15 protein-coding genes are annotated in these 18,893 nt (G+C 37.1%); 11 read left to right on the forward strand and 4 right to left on the reverse strand.

Annotated elements, in window-relative coordinates; translation table 11 throughout:
* The first annotated feature begins 47 nt into the window (after nt 1-47).
* Nucleotides 48-923 carry an ABC transporter ATP-binding protein gene (locus NOX80_RS09405; RefSeq protein ID WP_256549516.1) on the forward strand — a complete coding sequence of 292 codons (876 nt, stop codon included), beginning with the start codon at nt 48-50 and terminating at the stop codon, nt 921-923.
* Between the two features lies 1 nt (nt 924).
* Nucleotides 925-4,407 (forward strand): ABC transporter permease/M1 family aminopeptidase, encoded by a 3,483-nt coding sequence (locus tag NOX80_RS09410; protein ID WP_256549517.1) that lies wholly within the window; start codon nt 925-927, stop codon nt 4,405-4,407.
* A gap of 94 nt (nt 4,408-4,501) precedes the next feature.
* Here the strand turns inward: NOX80_RS09410 and NOX80_RS09415 are convergent, their stop codons facing one another.
* Entirely contained in the window at nt 4,502-5,563 is a 1,062-nt protein-coding gene (locus tag NOX80_RS09415; protein WP_256549518.1) for an NAD(P)-dependent alcohol dehydrogenase, read from the reverse strand.
* A 217-nt stretch (nt 5,564-5,780) separates the two neighbouring features.
* Between NOX80_RS09415 and NOX80_RS09420 the strand changes: the two genes are divergently transcribed.
* The gene (locus NOX80_RS09420) at nt 5,781-6,683 is read left to right on the forward strand and encodes a helix-turn-helix domain-containing protein (RefSeq protein WP_256549519.1); all 903 of its coding nucleotides are present in this window, start codon (nt 5,781-5,783) and stop codon (nt 6,681-6,683) included.
* Nucleotides 6,684-6,729: 46 nt separating this feature from the next.
* On the opposite strand, the gene NOX80_RS09425 is transcribed toward NOX80_RS09420, so the two are convergent.
* Nucleotides 6,730-7,215, reverse strand: a complete 486-nt coding sequence (locus NOX80_RS09425; RefSeq protein ID WP_256549520.1) for a hypothetical protein — start codon at nt 7,213-7,215, stop codon at nt 6,730-6,732.
* Between the two features lie 500 nt (nt 7,216-7,715).
* On the reverse strand, nt 7,716-8,780 hold the full coding sequence (locus NOX80_RS09430; protein WP_256549521.1) for a hypothetical protein: 1,065 nt from the start codon (nt 8,778-8,780) through the stop codon (nt 7,716-7,718).
* A gap of 330 nt (nt 8,781-9,110) precedes the next feature.
* On the opposite strand from NOX80_RS09430, the gene NOX80_RS09435 reads away from it, so the two are divergent.
* From NOX80_RS09435 to NOX80_RS09470, 8 genes are all read left to right on the forward strand, one after another.
* On the forward strand, nt 9,111-9,365 hold the full coding sequence (locus tag NOX80_RS09435; RefSeq protein ID WP_256549522.1) for a hypothetical protein: 255 nt from the start codon (nt 9,111-9,113) through the stop codon (nt 9,363-9,365).
* A 44-nt stretch (nt 9,366-9,409) separates the two neighbouring features.
* Nucleotides 9,410-11,368 carry a tetratricopeptide repeat-containing sensor histidine kinase gene (locus NOX80_RS09440; RefSeq protein ID WP_256549523.1) on the forward strand — a complete coding sequence of 653 codons (1,959 nt, stop codon included), beginning with the start codon at nt 9,410-9,412 and terminating at the stop codon, nt 11,366-11,368.
* Nucleotides 11,369-11,380: 12 nt separating this feature from the next.
* Nucleotides 11,381-12,037, forward strand: a complete 657-nt coding sequence (locus tag NOX80_RS09445) for a DNA-binding response regulator (RefSeq protein WP_256549524.1) — start codon at nt 11,381-11,383, stop codon at nt 12,035-12,037.
* A 145-nt stretch (nt 12,038-12,182) separates the two neighbouring features.
* On the forward strand, nt 12,183-12,677 hold the full coding sequence (locus tag NOX80_RS09450) for an SH3 domain-containing protein (protein ID WP_256549525.1): 495 nt from the start codon (nt 12,183-12,185) through the stop codon (nt 12,675-12,677).
* Nucleotides 12,678-12,748: 71 nt separating this feature from the next.
* Nucleotides 12,749-13,486, forward strand: a complete 738-nt coding sequence (locus NOX80_RS09455; RefSeq protein ID WP_256549526.1) for an endonuclease/exonuclease/phosphatase family protein — start codon at nt 12,749-12,751, stop codon at nt 13,484-13,486.
* Nucleotides 13,487-13,519: 33 nt separating this feature from the next.
* Nucleotides 13,520-14,023: a hypothetical protein gene (locus NOX80_RS09460; protein WP_256549527.1), complete on the forward strand. Its 504-nt coding sequence runs from the start codon at nt 13,520-13,522 to the stop codon at nt 14,021-14,023.
* Nucleotides 14,024-14,334: 311 nt separating this feature from the next.
* Nucleotides 14,335-15,015 carry a PAS domain-containing protein gene (locus NOX80_RS09465; RefSeq protein WP_256549528.1) on the forward strand — a complete coding sequence of 227 codons (681 nt, stop codon included), beginning with the start codon at nt 14,335-14,337 and terminating at the stop codon, nt 15,013-15,015.
* Between the two features lie 80 nt (nt 15,016-15,095).
* Nucleotides 15,096-15,740 carry a response regulator transcription factor gene (locus NOX80_RS09470; protein WP_256549529.1) on the forward strand — a complete coding sequence of 215 codons (645 nt, stop codon included), beginning with the start codon at nt 15,096-15,098 and terminating at the stop codon, nt 15,738-15,740.
* Here the strand turns inward: NOX80_RS09470 and NOX80_RS09475 are convergent.
* On the reverse strand, nt 15,737-18,754 hold the full coding sequence (locus tag NOX80_RS09475; protein WP_256549530.1) for a sensor histidine kinase: 3,018 nt from the start codon (nt 18,752-18,754) through the stop codon (nt 15,737-15,739). The two genes, NOX80_RS09470 and NOX80_RS09475, sit on opposite strands and share 4 nt — an antisense overlap.
* Nucleotides 18,755-18,893: the final 139 nt, after the last annotated feature.

Raw genomic sequence — 18,893 nt, forward strand, 5'->3', positions numbered from 1 at the left:
TTTATTGCCCGAATTTTTTCAATAATCATCAATCAAATTCAATCAAAATGAACAGTTTACAAATCAACAAGCTTAGTAAGCGCTACAGTAACGGTACGCAAGCTATGCAGGAAATTTCGCTTCAGATCGGAAATGGAATTTTCGGACTTTTAGGTCCCAACGGAGCCGGAAAATCGACTTTAATGAAAACGATAGCCGGATTACAACAACCCGATAGCGGTTCGCTGCTTTTTAACGGAACCGATATTGTCGCTGATCCGTTTTATATTAAAAAACAATTGGGCTATTTGCCACAGGATTTTGGGGTTTATCCGAAAATCAGCGCCTATGATTTATTGGATCATCTTGCGGTTTTAAAAGGAGTAGAAAATAAGAAAGAACGGAAGGAACAAATCCTGGCTTTATTGGAAAAAACGAATCTGTTAGCCTATAAAAATAAAGCGGTTAGTTCTTTTTCCGGCGGTATGCGGCAACGATTTGGCGTGGCACAGGCTTTATTAGGAGCTCCCAAAATTATAATTGTTGATGAACCTACGGCCGGTCTGGATCCGGAAGAACGAAATCGTTTTAATACATTGCTAAGTGAAATAGGCGAGCAGGTTATTGTGATTTTATCTACCCATCTTGTGGAAGATGTACGGAATCTTTGTACGCAAATGGCCATTATTCAGGAAGGAAGTGTAAAAGCGTACGGCGAACCGATAACGTTTATCCGACAACTGGACGGATGTATCTGGCATAAAAGGATAGACAAAAAGGAACTTGATTTTTTCCGGGAAAAATACCACGTTATTTCGGTACAGTTATTTGCCGGGCAACAATCGGTAACAATCTTTTCAGAAACCGATCCGGGCGAAGGATTTTCAATGAAATCGCAGGATTTGGAGGACGTTTACTTTTATCAACTTTCTAAAAAAGGGTGATATGATAACCGAAATTTTGAAATTTGACTGGAATTTTTTCGCTAAGAAAAGATCCTTTCCGGTAATGCTGTTGTTTTTTCTGAGCTTTGGTATTTTTACTACCGTTGCAGCGAATTTTCCGTTTCCTGAAACGTATCGGAATGCGCCTTATACAATTACGTATATCATAGGAGTAATGTCATTGATCAATATTTTTACGGTGACGCTTTTGGCTGCTCAGGGTTTATTACGGGAAAGCGATACCCGATTTGACAGTATTTTGTATGCTACACCAATCCGAAAACGCAATTATCTCGGAAGTCGTTTTATAACCATTTTTCTGATAACGGTGCTGACTTTCGGATTGTATGGTATCGGATTATTTTTGGGACATCAATTATTTCGCGAACATCCCGGAGATTATACAAACACCGGAATCGGAACCTATTTATATGCATTTTCGGTTCTGGCATTACCCAATATTCTTTTTTGCACGGGGATAATTTGCAGTATCGGAGTACTGACCCGAAATAAGATTGCCATTTATATTTCGGGACTGTTTATCTATTTTTTGTATTGGGGAATTGCGATGTTTGCTAACTCACCTTTGTTAGCGAATGCATCACCGGTTTCAGACAAAACAATGCAGTTGATGGCTCGGATCGATCCGTTCGGATTATCAGCTTTCTTTGAACAAACCCGATATTGGTCGGCTTTAGAAAGAAATAATGAAGTGATCGCATTACAGGGTGATTTTCTGTTTAATCGGTTGTTGTTCATTGCAATCGCTTTCGGATTGGTTGGTTTGGCTTATAAACGTTTTACATTAAGTGTAGGAAAACAAAAAACAGAAAAGCAGAAAAGGGACAAAGAGATCGGAATCGTTTTTAACTATCAGCCGATAAAGACGAAAGTTAAAGGTTACAGTTATGATTTCAGAGCGTGGTTTAGTTTTGTAAAAACCGATGTAAAAGCAGTATTCAAAACCGTTCCGATATGGATTATGTTATTAGGTTGGGTGTTTTTCCTGGCTATGGAAATTGCCGGAAATATTAATGCAGGAGTCCGTTTACCGGAACGTTTTGCAACAACGGCATTGATGATAGGCGATATATTAAAACTATTTCCGATAATTGGTTTGCTGATTGTATTGTTTTACGGCAGTGAGATTTATTGGCGTAGTCACAGTAGCCGTTTTGATGCTCTGGAAAAAACAACACCGGTATCTGGAGGCGTTGTGCTACTGGCAAAAGTAACCGTTCTTTCACTTGTTCCGATTATTTTGATTGCCGCCAGTATAGTAACCGGATTGGTATTTCAGTGGGTATATAATGATGCAATAGTTGACTGGGGATTGTATTTGTCGCTTTTCTATCTGATCGGCTTACCGTTGATGTTAAGCGCAGCTTTTGTCATCGGTATTCAATCGGTAAGTCCGAATCGATATATCGGATTGATTATTTCGTCGGTTTTACTATTGCTAACAAATACTTCTTTGGGCGGTATGTTTGGGATGACCCATCCGCTGTGGCGTTTTGCTAATGCTTATCAGGGAAATTATAGTGAAATGACTGGTTTTGATATTTTTATAACAGCCTTTCATATAAAAATGATTTTTTGGACGAGTGTTACGACGGTATTTCTGATTGGAATAACAACCCGTGGGAAGCATTTTAGAAAAATACACTACCTTTTATTACTAATAAGTTTGACAGTAGCCGGATGGTCGGGAATTCAGATAGTCACAAAAACAACAATATCGAAGAAAAACGAACGAAACGATTGGAAGCAGGAATATGAAGTACGATATAAAAAGTACGAATCCTTACCACAGCCAATTATAACCGATGTAAAAACCGATGTAGCCTTATTTCCGGAAAAGAATGCCTATACCGTTACCGGTATTTATACTTTGATCAATAAAAATACTACGGCGATTGATTCGGTTTTGGTTTATGCTGATAAAGATTTCGAATGGTCCGGGATCACAATTTCAGGAGCGAAATTAGTAACAAAAGATACAGCTTACGGTCATTATTGGTATCGTTTTGCATCGCCGCTACAACCGGGACAAACCACCCGGATGCATTTTCATTTTAGTTATTCCGCTTCAGCGTTTAACGATTTTATCCGTTTTAATACAATAGTACAGAACGGAACGTTTATTCGCATCAGTAATTTTTATCCGGGATTCGGTTATCGGTCGGATAATGAAATTGAGGATCATAAAGAACGTAAAAAACGAGGATTAGAGCCTAGTACTCTTGTAATTCCTTTAGAGCGTAAAACCGATAACGTGGAGACTTTTATCAATCTGGATATGACTATTGCAACAGCATCGGATCAAACAGCTATCGGATTAGGAACACTGAAAAAGAAATGGAAGCAGGATAACCGACAGTATTTTCATTATAGTACGGAATCTCCGATACCGTTCCGTTTTGTTGTGACATCGGCTCGATATGCCGTAAAAAAACTAAAATACCGCGATATTGCTTTGGAAGTCTACTACCATCCGGAACACGATCAAAATATTGATCATTTAATTAAAAATGCAAAATATACCTTAGATTATTGTGAAGAAAATTTTAGTCGGTATCCGTATAAAATACTGCGTTTTGCTGAGATTTCATCCTTTACAAAAGGGTTTGCCGGCACTGCTTATCCAACCGGATTTTTTATTAATGAAACATTTGGCTTCCGAAATAAAGCCGAACAGAACCCGGAAAAAGACATCATTAATGAAATGGTTAGTCACGAATTAGCGCATACCTGGTGGGGAAATGCAATGATCAATCCGGATTATCGGGAAGGAAGTAAATTGCTGACCGAAACGTTGGCGATGTATACTGAACTAATGGTTTATAAGAAGACTTATGGTTCGAAAAATCTGCGGTCGCGGGTTGCAGTACATCGGGATCTGTATTTTTCCGGACGTTCGTTTACAACCGAAGAACCGTTGTATCGTTCCTATCCGGATAAATCATTTTTGTGTTACGACAAAGGAATGGTGGTGATGTATCAGTTGGAAAAGCGAATCGGAGAACAGCAGCTCAATAAAGCACTTCGTTCTCTTTTAAACCGATATGCTTATCCGAAACAACCGCCAACCGCCAATGATTTATTACAGGAATTTTATAGGGTAAGTCCACCTGAGATCCATTCTAAAATAGATGAATGGTTTAAAACGATTACGACTTATGATCTTGCATTGGAAGAAGTAAGCTGTACAAAAGACAAAAACGGAACGTATGATGTCAAAGTAAAGATAGCAGCAACGCAATATAAGGAAGATGGGAACGGTAACCGGAAAGAGCAGAACTTTACCGAGCCGATAGAAATCGAAATCAGTTATCAGGACGGAACTTCACAGCTATTGGTGATACCTAAAGAACAATTCGGATTATGGCAATTCAAATTAAAGCAAAAACCGGTTGCGATTACGCTAGACCCGAATCTGTTGTTTTTGGAGATGAATACCGAAGACAATCATAAAACATTGTAAAAAGAAAAAGGATGGTATTGAACTGCCCCCAAATAGTGTCTAAACTTTTGGGCGCACTCTAATTTAGCCATCCTTTTTTTATACATTCTTTCGATTACTCGTTTTTTAAAGAAGCCATATCAATAACAAAACGATAACGAACATCGCTTTTCAGCATACGCTCATACGCTTCATTAATGTCTTGCATCTTAATAATTTCAATATCGGAAGTAATATTGTGCTTTCCGCAGAAATCCAATAATTCCTGAGTTTCCGCAATACCGCCAATAACCGAACCGGCAACTGATTTTCGACCCATAATCATCGGAACAGTATTTAACATCGGCTCCAGATTCCCCAGATAACCGACTAAAACGATTGTTCCGTTAATATTTAAGGTTGGAATATAATGATTAACATCATGTACATAAGGAACAGTATCAATGATCAAATCAAATTTACCTTTAACCGTTGCCATTTGCGTAGCATCAGTAGAGATGATCACTTCATCTGCGCCTAAATCAAATGCATCTTGTTCTTTTTTCGGAGATCGGGAAAATAAGGTTACATGTGCACCTAATCCTTTAGCCAGTTTGATCGCCATATGACCTAATCCGCCTAAACCGACAACAGCTACTTTACTGTTTTGATTTACTTTCCAGTGACGTAAAGGTGACCAGGTTGTAATACCGGCACAAAGTAGCGGAGCAGTAGCCGCCAGATCCAGATTTTCCGGTACTTTTAGTACGAAATGTTCATCTACAACAACTTTTTCAGAATAACCGCCATAGGTGCGTAGTCCTAAATGTTTGTCCGGACTGTTATACGTTCCCGTGAATCCCGGAATACAATATTGTTCCAGATCGTGTTTACAGTGATCACACTCCCGACAGGAATCAACAAGACATCCCACTGCAGCCAGATCGCCGACTTTAAATTTGGTAACACCGCTACCCACTTTCGTGATTTTACCCACAATCTCATGTCCGGGAATAGCCGGATAAACAGTTCCGCCCCAATCGTTACGTGCCGTGTGAAGATCAGAATGGCAAACCCCGCAATACAGGATGTCAATTTCGACATCTTTCTCAGTAGCTTCCCTGCGCGGAATGGTTAACAGCTCCAAATCAGCATCAATTGCCTGGGTGCCGTATGCTTTTACATTAAATTTTTCCATAGTAGCTTTTAGTTTTATATGATTTGTATTGTTCAATTTGCAAACAGGGCTGCTGCATAACACTGAAAGACAGAAGAACCCTGCAAAATTCCAATCTATTTTTTAAACGGGGCGTATACGGATTACGGTATTACTTACCAATTTCACTGATTGTAATAATCGGATGATTGTTACAATAAAATTATGCAATAACTTTGATTCCTGAAATAAAATCAGAATGGAAAATATCGTACGATTTGATACAGTAAGTGAATATAATAGTTATTACAACAGTGATACACAGCATCCTTTGGTGAGTGTGATCGATTTATCGAAATCGGACAGAAAGATTAATGTTCGGATGAATTTCGGATTTTATACCGTTTTTCTGAAAGATGTTAAATGCGGAAATCTCCGTTATGGCTGTAATTATTATGATTATCAGGAGGGAACATTGGTTTTTCTAGGTCCCGGACAGGTGATGGGGATTGAAGATAACGGACAGCTATATCAGCCACAGGGATATGCCTTGGTTTTTCATCCGGATCTGATTCGCGGAACAGCACTCGGACGTTTTATTGATGATTATACGTTCTTCTCGTATGATGTGCATGAAGCACTCCATTTATCTGAAAATGAACGAAAGATTATTATTGATTGTCTTTTAAAAATCAAACAGGAGCTTGATCAACCTATAGATAAGTATAGTAAAAAACTGATTGTTAATAATATTGAATTGTTTTTAAACTATTGTGTTCGTTTTTACGACAGGCAGTTTGTGACGCGGGATACGGCTCATAAAGGTATTCTGGAACGATTTGAAACCGTACTGAACAACTATTTTCAATCGGATAAGCCGCAAACAATGGGACTTCCTTCAGTCGGTTTTTGTGCCGAAGCGTTATTTTTATCGGCTAATTATTTCGGCGATCTTATTAAAAAAGAAACCGGAAAATCGGCTCAGGAATATATACAATCAAAGGTGATCAATACGGCAAAGGAAAAAATGTTTGACCGTCATAAATCGGTAAGTGAAATTGCATATGAATTAGGATTTAAATATCCGCAGCATTTTAGCCGGTCTTTTAAACAACATGTAGGAGTATCTCCCAATGAATATCGTATTCAGAGTCATTCTTAAATAGAGATTGTTCCACCGGGAGATAACAGAGCATTATGAAATGCTTTTAATTAGCTGTAGCAACTATAAAGTCAATTATTAATGTCAGAATACTGATTATAAAATAACCCCAGGCTTTGATCCGGTTACTGCTTTGTTTTGCCGGATCAATGTCTACTTTAACATCAACCTTAACATCGCGATAGCCCATATGACGTAACCCGTCCCGATAGCGCAGGTCTTTTTTATAAACACTTTGTTTTTCGATACGATACATCAGTTTATAATTTTTGGTATAATTAAAATAACCGCGATAAAGTAGAATCAACGGACCTATAAAAGGAAAAAACAAAGAAAATACCGATGCCCAAAACAGTTTAATGATTATATATTCTTTGTGGGGTTTTAAATCAGCGGTATTCGCGTAGGGATTCGATTGTTGTTGTGATAGCGGAGCAACATATAAATTGTTTTGGGAATTACTATAATTCCGTCCCGCTTGTCGTGCAGCTGCAAAAGCATAGTTTTTTGCTAAGTCATAAATAAAAGACATAATAAAAGAGGTTAGTTATTAATACATTGTGAATGGTATCGCAAACTTACCCGCTGCAAGAGATTTTTCTTTACGGTTTTCCATAACGGATAAAACGGAACGAAAAGTAAAGATTTTATGAAGAAAAGTTCTTGTAAGAAACCCCGCTATTAAGGGTGAAATCACCTAATTTTGAGTAGGTTTTAATTGTTTTATATTTAAAAAATTGTGTTAATATTTGTTTTTTATCTTTAATATGTTGTATTTGGTCTAAAAAGTATATGTTAAAAAGTATAATATAATGGGTTTTTATATATTTGATGTTGCAAATTTAAACTCAATATGTCTAATTTATTTGGATCGATCATCAGGTTTTTTACAGGAAGCAGGAAAAAACAAGTAAGTTTTGAAAGCGACTCCAATGTAAAAAGACAAAATGGAAAGAAACTTTCCAAAAAGAAAAAACAAAACTGGTATTAAAAAAGGCTCCAAAAGGGGCCTTTTTGTTTTAGTACTATTGCTTACCGGTTCGGATTGTTTGTTATGTTATTAACGATTGTATGCGTAATCGGTTTTAGTGTTTTTTCGGTGACCGGATGTAAACCGTGATAGGTAAACAATTCGTATTGTCCGTTTAACTTGGAATACCAGATCAGCGGTTTGCCGTACGGATCAAAAAAAGTCAGCGTATCACTATAGGCAACTTTCCTAAATTTTTCTAATAGCTTATCATTTAACGGAATTCGGTAAACTTGTATTTCCGGATCGCTACAATCAATCTTTTCATAATGATCTTCCATCCATATCATACAGTTTTTAGGTGTAAAAACCGTTTTATTAAGTCCCCATACTAAAATAACCATTACCAGAATACTTCCGATGATGATATACATCTTATTCGGCCGGGGCGGAATTTTGCGTACTGTCGTTGCCGGCGGATAGGTGAGAAATCCCATAGGTTTTGTATCGTCATATTCGGAATCCGGCGGTTTATTTTCGGGATTGTCAATTACTTCTTTCGTTTCTGTTTCAGTCGGAGTTTCTTCCTCTCTTTTATCTTGATCAACTATATCGGTTGTTAGCTCCGGAGTTATCCCGGTAGACGGATCTATCGGATCATTATTAGCTGACGCGTTATCTTCACTATCGGGTGCTACTTCCGGGATTTCTTTCGTATCGGGTTTAATTTCTTTTGGTTTATCTAAAGGAGGTAAAGGCTCTTCGAAATCTCTAAATTTAGCATAAGGTCTAGGATTGTAGTTGACTAATATAGCTACTAATTCACACACTTTAGAACTGGGATTTTTTACATCTGTAGTTAAAAAATAAGTAACATTTCGAAAACGGTTTAGATTAAAATCTTCTATAGTTTTTAACTGAATTTTTTCATTTTGTTCGAGGCTAAAACGGAAGAAACTAGCAAACGTATTTTTATCATCAGAAGATAAACCGTTCTTAAATAAATCCTCACATAATTCTTTTAGAGGATTACGTTTAAGGTCATTAAAATAAAGAGCATATTGACCATTTTTTTCTTTCTCATATTTTGCTTTTATAGCGTTTATATATTCTTTACTGGTTCGCATAATGTCGTAAAAAAAGTAAAAATTAAAGGTTATTTAGTAAAAAAAGTAAATAAAGGATAAATGTTTAACTGCTTGAAAAATAACTGATTCCTTTGCTTCAGAATTAGTTCAGTCCCGATATGCATTACAGGACAAATGTACAAGACTACTTCTACTTTGATGATACGGAAAAACGTAATATAGTTATCCGGGAAGTATAATTCATATTATGCTTTTTCTGTCTCATCAACACTTCCCAACATCAAAAATCAACGGCGTTGCCACCAAACAAACCTCCGGGACAAGGTCCCGGACTGCAACGCCCATTTCTAATTTTTAACTGTAAATATCATGAAAAATTTATATTTGATAGCAGCTGTTGCTGTAATGGGATTGTCATTAGTATCGTGTTCAAATGATAAAAGTGCTGAAGAACTGTTCGCTCCTTCTACGAAACAACAAGAGGAAGTATTGCAAAATTTATCCGAATATGATGACTATCTGATAATGGCTAAACCGGGCGATACTATTCCGCCCAATCAAGAAGGTGGCGGTGGAACAGGTGAAGACGGTACAATTCCGGTAAAACCACCTAAAAAACCATAAAAATTGACATTATAATCTTATCGTAATTTTATTAACTTCGGGGAATGATACTTAAAAAGTTTTATTCCCCGTTTTTATTATTGCTAATTGCGATTTTTATAGCTTCCTGTGCGAAAAATAATGAGCACAACGCCAATCCTGCCATAACTCAGATTCAGCACTATATTCAAAATAGTACTACGGATGCTGACAGCTCGGGTGACTATCGGATGAAAGAAGCGAATAAGGCATTGGAACTGGCAATTGCAGCCGGCATTGATTCCCTGGAATTAAAAGCCATGAAGGCAAAATCGGAAACCTTTAGCTGGTATTTCCCGGATAAGGCGGAAGCTTTTGCTAAAGAATATCTGAAATTTTCGGAACAGAAAAAAGATACCTTTCATATTGCAATTGCAAAACGGGATTTAGGATTTTATTATAAAAATACGGAGAAGGATAGCCTGGCTTTTGCCTATTTAAATGACGCCAGAACATTATTAAGCAAAAGAAATTATGAAATAGAGGAAATGTATGCGCTGTTATTGATGTCGGATATTGCCGAAAGATCCAACGATTATTCAACAATGGAAGGATTGAATGTTGAAGTATTGTCTTTAAATAAAAAAGTAAATAGCCGGTATTATTTTACCAGTGCCAGTAACAATCTGGGAATCGTTTATAAATCGTTGCGAAATTATATGATTGCGATTGAAAATTTCCAAAATGCGGCCGATAGTACCGAAGATCCGAGTGACCGACTCATTATTAAAAACAACATCGGACTTAGTTATGCCTACAAAGCAAAGGAAAATAAAAAGTATTTTGAGGTAGCCCGGAAAACGATAGAAGAAGTAATCCAGGATGCGAAAGTTGAGCGTACTTTGGCCAGAGCCTATGATAATATGGGATTTGCCTATTATAATGCCGGTAATAACAAAAGCCTCGAATATTATAAGAAAGCCTATGAAATGCGATCCGCTGATCCGACTTTGGCCGGTGATTTAATTATTAGTAATCTGCATCTTTCGGATTATTATAAAAACAGCAATCCGGCTTTGGCCACACAATATGCAAAAGATGCCTATGACAGAGCCACAAAAATGAGACGGATTGACGATCGTTTGGACGCATTAAAAAAATTAACGGTCTTGACATCGGGACCGGATGTGAAAAAGTATTCCCTAAATTTTCAAAGATTAACGGATAGTATTACTGAAGTACGTCAGACTGCAAAAATGACCTTCACTCAGATTAAATTTAAGTATAGTGAAATTCAGGCTGAAAATTTACGCCGAAAAGCAAGTGAAGCACAAAAAACGGCACAGTTGGCATTAGCACAAAGACGACAGATTGCTATGATTGCGATTTTGGTAGCCGGTGTGTTGATTATTCTTTACGTGTTTCGCCGGATGCGGGAAAAAAATAGAATTGAAAAACTCCTGGAATCCTATAAAACGGAAACCCGAATCGCTAAAAAAGTCCACGATGAACTGGCAAATGATGTCTTTAATGTGATGACTTTCGCTGAGGTAAAAGACTTATCGGATTCGGAAAATAAAGAAATGCTATTGGAATCTCTTGATAAAATTTATATCGGAAGTCGTAATATTTCTCACGAAAACAGCGCGATCGATACCGGAAAAGAGTATCCGGAACAGCTTAAAGAAGTGATCAAAAGTTATAAAAGCGAACGGGTTAATGTGATGTCCAGCGGTATTGACGGAATTAACTGGGAAGAAGTGGATCCGACCAAAAAGATTGTTGTTTACCGGGTTTTACAGGAATTATTGGTCAACATGAAAAAACACAGCCGAAGTTCACTGGTTGTCGTGCGTTTCCAGTTAAACGATACCAATATCCAAATTGATTATTCCGATAACGGTATTGGTATCGATAAAAATAAGCTGGCATTAAAAAACGGACTTCGAAATGTGGAAACCCGTATCGAAAGCATTTCCGGAACCTATACTTTTGATTCTGTTCCCGATAAGGGATTTAAAGTAAGTTTTTCATTTCCAAAGTAAATTACACGAAGTATGTTTAAAAAGATTTTAATTGCCGAAGATTTCGATACCGTTAATTTAGGGGTAAAACAAATGTTGGAAGAGCTTGTCTCGGAAGATAGTATTCACCATGTTCAGTATTGCGATGATGCATTGCTGAAAGTAAAAAGAGCCAAAATCGATCAGGAACCGTTTGACTTATTGATCAGTGATTTGTCATTTGTCGAAAATAAATTCCGGGACAATAAACTGAATTCCGGAGAAGAGCTTATTGAAGCCGTACGCCGTGAGCAACCGGACATCAAAGTGATTGTATATTCGGTCGAAACAAAACCGTATGTAATTAAAGGTCTGCTGGAAGAATTGGATTGTGATGCCTATATCAATAAAAGCAGAGAAAGCATCCGGGAATTAAAACAAGCCATCAAAACGATTTATAATAGCGACGAAAAATTTGTATCGCCGGAGTTAAAATACGGTAAAGCCGATTGCGAGCTTGATGAAATAGACGAATTGGATATCCAGATCATTCTGCTATTGTCGAAAGGGTTTGATCAGGGCGAAATTGCCGATGATATGCATTATAGTAAGAGTAGTATTGAAAAGCGGATTAATCGGTTGAAAACATCATTAAAAGCTAAAAATAATCCGCATCTGGTTTCGATCTCAAAAGATCTCGGATTAATTTAACCCGGATGAGTCGAATAAAGCACCTCTTAATAGGAGGTGTTTTTTTTTGAATCGGTCCGGATGCTTTTACGTAAAACCGTAATGGATTCGTTTTACATCAGTTTAGTTTTGGAAAGTAAAAATGGTAACCACCTAAAAACAAACGATGATGAAACATTTTCTTTTTTCCTGCTTATTATTACTGACAATAAACAGTGTTCGGGCGCAACACAATACAACAAAACTTCTGGCTTCCTGCTGTGATAAAGGAAGCAGAGGTTGCACGGGATCCGATTATTGTACGGCCTGTACGAATTGTTCCGGATGTAAACACTGTTCGAACGGAGGTTCTTGCGGCGTTTGCAGAGATAGAAGTCCGGAAGTAGTCGAATATAAAAGAAAAGAGAAAAAAACGCCTACCGGCTCTAAGGTGAAAACGGTAACCATAACCCGTACACCCTCATTTTACAGCGGACAGCCCATTTTTATAACCACAATGTTTATTACACTCAGAGAAGGTCCCGGTAACCATTACAAAATATTGGAAACCGTGAAAAAGGGAGAAAGGATTATCTTTCAGGAAAAACGGAAACCCTGGATTAAAGTTAAAGCCGAAAAAACAGGAACAATAGGCTATGTTCATCAGGACGTCTTAGAATAGCAATGATAAAAAAGTTATTATTTTTAGCAATACTGCTACTTTACACTTGTATTCTTTCAGCCCAGATAAAATTGTGCAGCTGGAATTTATCGGATTTCGGAAAAAGCAAGAATAACAAAACAATAGCCTTTATTGCCAATACGATCCGGGATTATGATGTGGTTGCCGTTCAGGAAGTAGTAGCCGGATATGGAGGAACACAGGCTGTAGCCCGGTTAGCGGCTGAACTTAATCGTAAAGGAAGCAAATGGGATTATGCAGTTAGTGAACCGACATCAGGATCGTCTTATAAAACCGAACGCTATGCTTTTCTGTGGAAAACGGCAAGAGTACGAAAGATAAAAGTCTGGCTTGAAAAAGAGTACAAGACGGATATCGATCGGGAACCTTATTACGGAACATTTACCAGTAAAGGGAAAGAATTTACAGTGGTTAATTTCCATGCTATCACGAAAAGTAGCCAACCGGAGACGGAGATCAAGCATTTTAAAAAGCTACCGGCAAACTATCCGAACTGTAATTTGATATTCGCAGGCGATTTCAATTGTCCGCAACAACATACGGTTTTTAATCCGTTAAAAGGAATGGGATTTCAGCCGGTTTTTCGGAATCAGAAAACAACATTAAAACAGCATTGTATACAACAGGAATGTCTGGCTTCCGAATTTGATAATATCTTTTATCAGACAAAAAAAGTCCGATTGATCGATAAAAAAGCACATCTCTTTTTTCAGGAATTTGAAAGTCTGAATTGGGCGCGGAAAGTATCCGATCATATCCCAATCGGATTTAGCTTTTTGCTTTTGTAATTGTAAAGAAGAATAATCCACTAATTATAGCTTATGAAAACAAAATTACTGCATTACGCCCTGTGTATGCTCCTCACGGTAGCTTGTCAGGAGAAAGAATTACTGTTAAATCAGGAACCGGAATATAAACCGGCCGGCATTATGACAACTCCTTCCAGTGTTGCCATTATTAATGAACCGGATACGGGTTGGGATGGCGATTATTGTGCTACAATATCAATTAACGACCTGGAGGAGAAAAGTATTTCCAGTGAAAATCTGATCATTAAAGTCGCAAAAGGATACCTTAAGGAAATCAAAAATGAAGATCGTACTGTTATACAGGATTTTAAAGATGTTTTTTTTAATGAAGACGGATATACGGAATTTCAAACCCACGGAAAAGAATACCGGATTAACATTAAAGCATCACAGGAAGATTGCTTTAGCGGCGAATTAAAAGGATTCTCAGTTCAGTGCAACGGAAAAACACAAAAAGGGAAACGCTGTAAGAATAAAACACTCAGCGGAAAGTATTGCTGGCACCATAGAGAATAACCGGTTTGTAAGGATTATAACATCGTTAAAAGCACTTTTTATAAAGAATGCGATTAATTTGAGTTCGTTTTGACTTGTTTTTACAGGTTGATGGCTGCCATTTTAAGACCGGATTTTATAGAAAGTGTTTTTTTTATCTTAAAAAATACAAAGAAATCTAATGTATTGTATTACTTGTAGTTTTCCTGTTAATAATCGTTAAAATTATGTTTTTTTTAAGTTTGTCAGTGTTTGCATTTTGTAAATTTGTTTTTAGGGGATGAAGTTATAACACTTCATTATTGAGCAAATTACAATCTACGATTTTCATAATGCAAAAGAGTATAAAGGATCTTCGAATCTTGCTGGACAAGAATTCGGACGATAGCAATTTTAATATTATTTCTTCGATCACAGACATTAAAGGAACCATTATCTATGCCAACCAGAAATTTTGTGAAATTTCCAAGTATGAGGAAAGGGAACTGATTGGCGAAAACCATAGCTTACTCAATTCCGGGCATCACCAAAAAACGTTTTTTAAAGCGATGTGGAAAACCATCGGAAACGGAAACGTATGGGAAGGTGAGATCAAAAACAAAGCGAAAGACGGTAGTTTTTATTGGGTATATTCCATTATTTTTCCGGTTTTTGACACCAATAATAAAATTACGCAATACTTCTCCATCCGGGTTCCGATCGATGAAAAGAAAAAACTGGACGAACAACGCGAAAAAAGAATCCGGCGACTCGAAAAAATACTGTTTAAAATATCCCATGAAGTACGACAACCGGTAACTCAGATTTTAGGGGTTTCCGATTTGTTAAAAGAAACGCAATTGAATCAGGACGAATTACAAATGCTGATTGAGGGAATGAAAGAATCGGCCGATTTATTAAACTTATATACCCGCGAACTCAATCAGTATGTTCATAAGATGAAAACCGAAGAGTATGAACTGTTATTATCGGATTACGAAAATCCCGTTCTACCGGCCGGTACCGGACAATAGAGCGGCCTTGATTGGTACGGTTCGGATTACAAACGGAATAAAAAAAAATATATCTTTGTAAGATAACCAATCCCCATCCGATGACAGCTGAATATAATATACTAATTGCCGATGACCATAGTGTCGTACGACAAGGGGTGTCACTCATCCTGAAATATTCACTGCCTGATATCAGTATTGTCCAAACCGATACACTAAATGGGATTTTAGAAAAAGTAGCAGTAACTGCTTTTGATTTGATCATTTTAGATATCAATCTACCCGGCGGCAATAATGTCTCCATGATCGAAAAAATCCGAACAATAAGTCCGGAAGTCAAAATACTGATGTTTTCGGCTTTTGAAGAAGAAGTGTATGCTATGCGTTACCTTAATTCAGGAGCTAACGGTTACCTGAATAAACTAGGGAATGAAGATGAGGTTGTAGAAGCGGTTAAAAAAGTATTGACAACCGGGAAATATATCAGTGACAATCTGAAAGATAAATTGATCAATGATTTATTAAATAACGTCTCGCAAGCGAGTCCGCTTGAGCGTCTTTCGAATAGGGAACTTGAAATTAGCCGGTTATTGGTTAACGGTTACGGAAGTCTTGAAATCGCCAATCATCTGAATATTCAAATGTCTACGGTAAGTACCTATAAAAGCAGGATTTTTGAAAAACTGGATATTAAAAGTGTGGTTTCGCTGGTTGATCTTTTTAAACTTTACGAAGAAAACAGCTAATACTGTTTTAATGTCAGGGTAATAGCCGTTCCTTTATTTTGTTCACTTTCAATCGCAATTTCTCCGTCAACCAGATTAAGCAACTCTATAATGATATGAAAGCCAATTCCTTTTGTAAATTGTTTTTCATAGTTTTCTGATTTCATTTTTTGCGAAAGCGATTGGTAGTATTCCAACATTTCAGGACGCATTCCGCTACCGGTGTCAACCAATCTTATATGAACATAGCCGTTATTACATAGCGCACTAAAACGAATAGTACCGTTTACCGTATTTTTAATCGCATTATCAAGCAAATTATGAATGATAATGGTAAAAAGCTGTTGGTTCAGGTTCAGATAAATTCGGTCGGAAACAGTGTTTTCAAGAACATTTCGTTTTGACTTTGCAATCGGATCAAATAGTTTAATTTTTTCATTGATCAAATTGTATAAACTAAAGGATTCATTCTGGAGATTATCTTTATTCAGGTAAATTTTAGAGTATTCCAGTAAATTGTTTACAAAATGAAACAGTTCAAAGGATGAGGTATACATCGTTTTGATATTCTCCTGGAAATCCGGATTGTCGCGGTCCAGGTTTTCATATAGATATTTTCCGGTCAACGCCATATATTTTAGCGGACTCTTGATATCGTGCGTAATCGAACCGATCAGTCTTTTATGCGAATGAATCTGTTCGCTCAGATCGGCTTGTGTCTGAGTAAGTGCTGTAATCGTACTTTTTAATTCGGCTGTACGAAGGGAAACATTTCGTTCCAGTAACAGATTTTGCTGGCGGATGTATTGGGTACGCTGACGGAATCCGTAATACAAAAGTAAAGATGCACCTAAAATAACCAGACTTTTAAACCAAATCGTTTGCCAGAAAGCAGGAGGAACAATAATTGTGATGGTTTTATAATCATATTTCGATTCGAAACCGTTTAATTTTCGAGCCGTTAACCGATATTCACCGGGGGAGAGAGTCGTATAGGAAATCGTATAGTTTTCGGTGGTTTTGGTCCAATACGGATTGACTTCATTGCCTTCCAGTTTAACTTCGATATTCAGGTTTTCGGGATTTCCGTAAAACGGACTGTTAAAGGAGATGACAACGCGCCCGAATCCTCTGTTTAATTGAAGAGTATCATTAAAAAAAACGGGACGATCATCAATTCGCGCTTCATTGCTATAGATAGGTGCCGTTGGTAAAATAGGAGTGACGTTTTTACTGTCAAAATAAGTAAGGCCTTCAAAGGAAGGTAATGCAATATAACCGTTTGGTAAATTAGTAGCACACGGGAAACATCCGCCGTTAAATTCATTGGTGCTAAAACCGGAATTTTTATCGTAATAATGATAATATACTGTCTGCCGTTTTTTATCGGCATAATCCAACAGGTTTTGTTTTGAAGCCTGGAACAACCCCTTGTTGGTCGGAATCCAGATAAACCCTTTTTGATCTTCTGCAACACAATGTGCCGAACGGATATATTTGTTTTTATCGAACGGGAAATGAGTAGTGCCTTTTCCGTCCCGAATCAGAAATAAACCGTTGTTATAGGTACAGATCCAAATGTTTTTAGCATCGGAACTATTGATTCCGCGAACAAACGATTCGTTTACAACCGTATTTTTAGTGATATATTTATTATCGATATCCAAATGATATAATCCGGATGGCGATCCGATAATTACGGTATTCTGATTTGTTTTATAAATACTACAGGGTGAAAAATTTAGATTAGTGATTACGGGAATTAATTTGGGAGCTTTAGCATTGGGATCAATTTTATAGATTTCCCCTTTTTTATAGGTCTTACTGTCGGTTGTTCCAATCCAGATCATACCGTCCGGAGCTTTGTAAACCGCGCTCATAAAATAATTTAATGTCCAATGATCAAATTTAGTGTAACCGGATTCTTTTTTATAGCGGTACAAATCCCGGATATCAAGCGTCCATAAATCGCCGTTATTGTCCATTATGGAGTAAAACTTATTGGTTTTAACCGGCTGTTTTAAATGTCGTATAGCGCCTTTGTAATCAATAATCTGATCGGTTCCGGTTAATACACTGGTCGAGTCAAACAATACATTAGAATAGACAACCGGATCTTTTTCATCGACAAAATTTTTAAAAAAATTCTGTCGGATAATCGTAAAACCCTTAGTAAGGCTACCCAGATAGAGAATTCTTAGCTTAGCATCATAATAAATGGCACAAACTTTATTTTGAATAATATCGAATCCGGACAATACTTCGATTTTATGCAATCCGGTTTTATCGGCAGAAAGAAAATAGAGTTTTTTATCGGCATATAAAAAAGCCTGATCGATGGCATTGTTAATATAAATATCGCCGCTTTCTTTTGGCGGATTATCCAGTGCGATAGGAATCAGTTTTTGAGGAGTAACCTCAAAATAGGAAGCTTTACTTTTTAGATAGAGTATATTATTAAGGATAAAAAACCGGGAGTCCATGTCGAGCTTATGAGCGTAACGATTGATCACCTTTTTGGTAGTTGCGGAATAATAACGAATACTATCCGGAGAAATCTGAAAAACTTTATCACGGATTAGAATATCATAACGGCGATAATATTTAAAAAACTCCGATGATATTTGTACATTATTACCAAACAAACGACCGATTTCATTTAACGGATGAATATCTTTTCCGTCTTTATAATAGAGTTTCGGGTTTTGTTCGATCTTTAAAATCTGGCCGAGATCATTGCTGATATAATTACCGTCCTGATGATACGTTTTTTTTATAAACTTCATCCGGTTAGACTTTAGTCCTTTTACATTATCACTATTATATACTTTAAACTGTTGTCCGTCGAAACGAACCAGACCGTCTTCGGTAGCCAGCCAGATAAAGCCGTGTTGATCCGGGACTATCGATTTTACACTATTTTGAGGAAGCTCTCCGTTATCAGAGGTATACCATTTATAAGTATGTTCCTGTTGCCCGAATGCCGGTAAATAGCTGATTAATAAGAGTAATGTTAAACGGAGAAAAGTATTCATAGGAACGTTTAAAAAACCGGACTATTTTTAGATACGTCGGGAAAGGTTCAATATTACAAAAAAATAAACAAGATCGGACGACTATTTTTGTAGAAATAATTCTACAAGATGTAATAAAGAATCGTTACAGTAAAATCTC

Origin of the sequence: Flavobacterium cerinum (assembly GCF_024496085.1) — a bacterium.
In the GTDB taxonomy this organism is placed as follows: Bacteria; Bacteroidota; Bacteroidia; order Flavobacteriales; family Flavobacteriaceae; genus Flavobacterium; species Flavobacterium cerinum_A.